At 67.5% G+C, this 2,429-nt stretch carries 3 protein-coding genes and 1 CRISPR repeat array; all 3 genes read right to left on the bottom strand.

What is annotated here, in order from left to right; translation table 11 throughout:
• Positions 1-293 precede the first annotated feature (293 nt).
• Positions 294-578, bottom strand: coding sequence for a nucleotidyltransferase substrate binding protein (locus tag H926_RS30040; RefSeq protein ID WP_051146486.1), 285 nt, complete (start codon positions 576-578; stop codon positions 294-296).
• A gap of 142 nt (positions 579-720) precedes the next feature.
• Positions 721-1,237: direct repeats of the CRISPR family, unit length 29 nt; unit sequence GGGACTATCCCCGCGTGTGCGGGGGAGAC.
• Positions 1,238-1,278: 41 nt separating this feature from the next.
• Positions 1,279-1,596, bottom strand: a complete 318-nt coding sequence (gene cas2e / locus H926_RS0122790; protein ID WP_022678301.1) for a type I-E CRISPR-associated endoribonuclease Cas2e — start codon at positions 1,594-1,596, stop codon at positions 1,279-1,281.
• A partial coding sequence (gene cas1e / locus H926_RS0122785) for a type I-E CRISPR-associated endonuclease Cas1e (RefSeq protein ID WP_028658396.1) occupies positions 1,596-2,429 on the bottom strand: 834 nt, incomplete at its 5' end. The genes cas1e and cas2e, both read right to left, overlap by 1 nt.

Raw genomic sequence — 2,429 nt, 5'->3', positions numbered from 1 at the left:
CCAGGCGTTCCCGGCTGACCAGGTCTTCGACGCCTATATTGAACGGTGCCGCAGCCGTCCCGCCGCCATCCGCGCGCTGGCGCTGGATGATCAGGCCGGCTTGCAGACACCAGCCTGACCCTGCGCGCTTGGTCTTAGGCCATTCCGATGGCTTCGGATCAAGTGTATCCCGATTCATTGCCACTCTGGCAGTTAGCGCGGGCGAACGGATACGGGGTGTGCTCTGTCTGAGGTGGCGACGCCGCAATGGGCGAGGCGATGTTGCGCATCTCGCGCCACGTCCGCCAATCGGTCTAGTCCGCCCCGGTCAGCCCCTGTTCGGCCGCTGTGCGGATCAGAGTGGGAAAGGTCATGCGGCCCACCTCTTCGGGATTGGCGGCCCCCGCCTCGATCACCCGGCGCAGCATCTTGTGCGAAAGGTCATAGGTGAATTCAAAGCGCTGGATCAGCCCGTCGCGGATCTGCGTATCGCTTTCATCGGTGGCAAAGCGCACCAGCCCCTCGCGCAAGCCGGTAACCGCGTTGGCCAACGGCGTGAAATCGAGCGCGGAAAAGATCTGCAGGCATGCGTGCCTCATGCCACCGCTGCGGGGCAGCGGGCAAGGGGGAGTTGGGCAAGACGCAGGGGGCGCCGCATGGCGGATACTGCGCGACGCGCGAATGTTGTCCCCGCTGGTGCGGGGGAGACTTGGCCGATCACTATCGGGCGCATCGGGAGGCGGGATTATCCTCGCGTGTGCGGGGAGACATGCGCGCCATGCCCGAGGCCGGACTTTCCCCGGGATTATCCCCGCATGTACGGGGGAGACTTCTTCATGACGCCGCTGCACCGATCGGACGAGGGACTATCCCCGCGTGTGCGGGGGAGACCGAGGAGAGGAATTCGCTCGACTGCTGGATGCGGGACTATCCCCGCGTGTACGGGGGAGACACCGGCGGCGCCGGCGTGATCGGCCGCATGATGGGACTATCCCCGCGTGTGCGGGGGAGACCACGCCGCTTTCCGTCCAGCCTTGCCCGCGACTGGGACTATCCCCGCGTGTGCGGGGGAGACATGGAGCCGCGCAGGGATGACACGGGCATGTCGGGACTATCCCCGCGTGTGCGGGGGAGACTCCCACTTCCGATCCTGCAGCAAGCCGGCATACGGACTATCCCCGCGTGTGCGGGGGAGACCGCGCCACGCTCGGTGGCAAACTGGTGCAGCAGGGACTATCCCCGCGTGTGCGGGGGAGACCCTACTATACAACATCTTGTTTACAATAGGAAAGAGCAAATTCACCGGGATTCGGGCTGTTCCGGTAATGGCCGGCGCACCAGCAACATCGCGTCATGGGCCACTACGTCCTTGGGCGGCGTGCCGAACGTGCGCAGGCCAAGGCCACCGTTGGCTGCGGTTTCGGCCCAGCACATCACGATGCTGCCCCGGCCCAGGCGGCCGTGCCAGTCTGCCAGCACATCGGCCAGGCGCTGGCGCACGCGGGCCGACATGCGGGGCTGGGCATAGACGCCTGGCGCCAGTTCCAGCATCATCGAGCCGAGGTAGCCGCGATAGCGGTCTTCCACGTCGCGGGTGATCACCACGACCAGCGGCATCAGGGCCTGGCCTCGTCCGCCTGGGCCAGCAGGCTCTTGATCTGGTCGATCATCGTGGGAATGATTCCACGCTGGCGGAACAGGCGCGCGGCGCGCTGGCGCACCACCCGTTCGATCGGCTGCCCGCGCGCTTCGGCCACGGCGCCAAAGGCGATGTCGAGCAGGGCATCGTGGCGGTGCAGGTCGGCAATATCGAGTACGAAGGACTGGCCGCTGTCTTCGTGCACGAAACCCAGTTGCGGAATGGCGCCCACGGCGGCCACGGCCACGCTGGCGGCGGCAGTCATCGCCGCGCCGGCATGGTTGATCGCCTGGTTGGGCAGATCGCCACCTTCCGGATCAGCGCGATCATAATGGCGCCCAGCCCAGCGCACGCCGAAGCGGTCGGCCGCCAGGGCATAGGCGCGCTTGATCCGCGCCCCTTCCTGGCCGCGCAGCGCCTCGATATCGCGCGTCCGCACGATTTCGCCAAAGCGCAGCGCATACATGGCGCGGGCCACGGCCATGCGCTGTGCCGGATCGGCCCAGGCACGGGCCTGGGCGCGGGCGAGGGCGGAACTGTCGGGCATGAGCGGCGGCGCGGTGTAGAACCGCACCGCGCCTTCGCCGATGGCCGCCAGCGCGCAACCGTGCCGCGTGAGCAGGCGCAAGGCATCGTGCGTCACGCTCGATCCTGGCCCGAGCAGCACGATCGAAACCGCCTGGTGCGGGATCTGGTAATCCCCTGCCGCCAGGGCGCCGCCGCCGGCGGTGACGAAGCGCAGGCATCCGGCCTCAACTTCCAGGCGCCCGCGATCGAGCCATACCAGACCATGCCGATCGACATGGGGAAT

This window comes from Novosphingobium sp. B-7 (genome assembly GCF_000410615.1).
Lineage (GTDB): Bacteria > Pseudomonadota > Alphaproteobacteria > Sphingomonadales > Sphingomonadaceae > Novosphingobium > Novosphingobium capsulatum.
The sequence above is the reverse complement of the archived record's forward strand: the minus strand, read 5'-3'. Positions and strand labels throughout refer to the sequence as shown.

Coding starts and splice junctions, on each gene's coding strand:
- cas2e (WP_022678301.1), bottom strand. CDS start 1,596: ATGCCGCTGGTCGTGGTGATCACCCGCGACGTGGAAGACCGCTATCGC.
- H926_RS30040 (WP_051146486.1), bottom strand. CDS start 578: ATGAGGCACGCATGCCTGCAGATCTTTTCCGCGCTCGATTTCACGCCG.